The organism is Bacillus sp. NPDC057893 (assembly GCF_042796455.1).
Taxonomy (GTDB): domain Bacteria; phylum Bacillota; class Bacilli; order Bacillales; family Bacillaceae_G; genus Bacillus_A.
This window is the reverse complement of sequence record NZ_JBHVNG010000038.1, coordinates 1-1,726: the sequence shown is the minus strand read 5'-3', so window position 1 is coordinate 1,726 and position 1,726 is coordinate 1. Positions and strand designations below refer to the sequence as shown.

The window sequence follows — 1,726 nt, the reverse complement described above, 5'->3', positions numbered from 1 at the left end:
CCGTTGAGCGATGGCCCTTCCATGCGGAACCACCGGATCACTAAGCCCGACTTTCGTCCCTGCTCGACTTGTAGGTCTCGCAGTCAAGCTCCCTTATGCCTTTGCACTCTACGAATGATTTCCAACCATTCTGAGGGAACCTTTGGGCGCCTCCGTTACACTTTAGGAGGCGACCGCCCCAGTCAAACTGCCCACCTGACACTGTCTCCCGGGTCGATAAGACCCGTAGGTTAGAATTTCAATACAGTCAGGGCGGTATCCCACCAGCGCCTCCACCGAAGCTAGCGCTCCGGTTTCAATGGCTCCCGCCTATCCTGTACAAACTGTACCAAAATTCAATATCAGGCTACAGTAAAGCTCCACGGGGTCTTTCCGTCCTGTCGCGGGTAACCTGCATCTTCACAGGTACTATAATTTCACCGAGTCTCTGGTTGAGACAGTGCCCAAATCGTTACACCTTTCGTGCGGGTCGGAACTTACCCGACAAGGAATTTCGCTACCTTAGGACCGTTATAGTTACGGCCGCCGTTTACTGGGGCTTCAGTTCAGAGCTTCGCTTACGCTAACCCCTCTCCTTAACCTTCCAGCACCGGGCAGGTGTCAGCCCCTATACTTCGCCTTACGGCTTCGCAGAGACCTGTGTTTTTGCTAAACAGTCGCTTGGGCCTATTCACTGCGGCTTTCCGTTAAGAAAGCACCCCTTCTCCCGAAGTTACGGGGTCATTTTGCCGAGTTCCTTAACCAGAGTTCTCTCGCACACCTTAGGATTCTCTCCTCGCCTACCTGTGTCGGTTTGCGGTACAGGCACCTTTTATCTCGCTAGAAGCTTTTCTTGGCAGCGGGGAATCAAAGACTTCGCTCCATAAGGAGCTTCCCCATCACAGCTCAGCCTTCACGATAAGCGGATTTGCCTACTTATCAGCCTAACTGCTTGGACGTGCACAACCAATCGCACGCTTCTTCTATCCTTCTGCGTCCCTCCATTGCTCAAACGATAAAGAGGTGGTACAGGAATATCAACCTGTTGTCCATCGCCTACGCCTGTCGGCCTCGGCTTAGGTCCTGACTAACCCTGAGCGGACGAGCCTTCCTCAGGAAACCTTAGGCATTCGGTGGACGGGATTCTCACCCGTCTTTCGCTACTCATACCGGCATTCTCACTTCTAAGCGCTCCACCAGTCCTTCCGGTCTGACTTCACTGCACTTAGAACGCTCCCCTACCACTGATACCATTGGTATCAATTCGCAGCTTCGGTGGTGTATTTAGCCCCGGTACATTTTCGGCGCAGAGTCACTCGACTAGTGAGCTATTACGCACTCTTTAAATGGTGGCTGCTTCTGAGCCAACATCCTAGTTGTCTAAGCAACTCCACATCCTTTTCCACTTAATACACACTTTGGGACCTTAGCTGGCGATCTGGGCTGTTTCCCTCTTGACTACGGATCTTATCACTCGCAGTCTGACTCCTAAGGATAAGTCATTGGCATTCGGAGTTTGACTGAATTCGGTAATCCGATGAGGACCCCTAGTTCAATCAGTGCTCTACCTCCAAGACTCTTACACTTAAGGCTAGCCCTAAAGCTATTTCGGGGAGAACCAGCTATCTCCAGGTTCGATTGGAATTTCTCCGCTACCCACACCTCATCCCCGCACTTTTCAACGTGCGTGGGTTCGGGCCTCCATTCAGTGTTACCTGAACTTCACCCTGGACATGGGTAGATCACC

Annotated in this window: 1 rRNA gene; it reads right to left on the bottom strand. The window is 52.0% G+C overall.

The annotated features are described in order from the left end of the window. Positions 1–1,726: ribosomal RNA gene (locus ACFVQC_RS30140) — 23S ribosomal RNA — on the bottom strand; the annotation flags it as partial.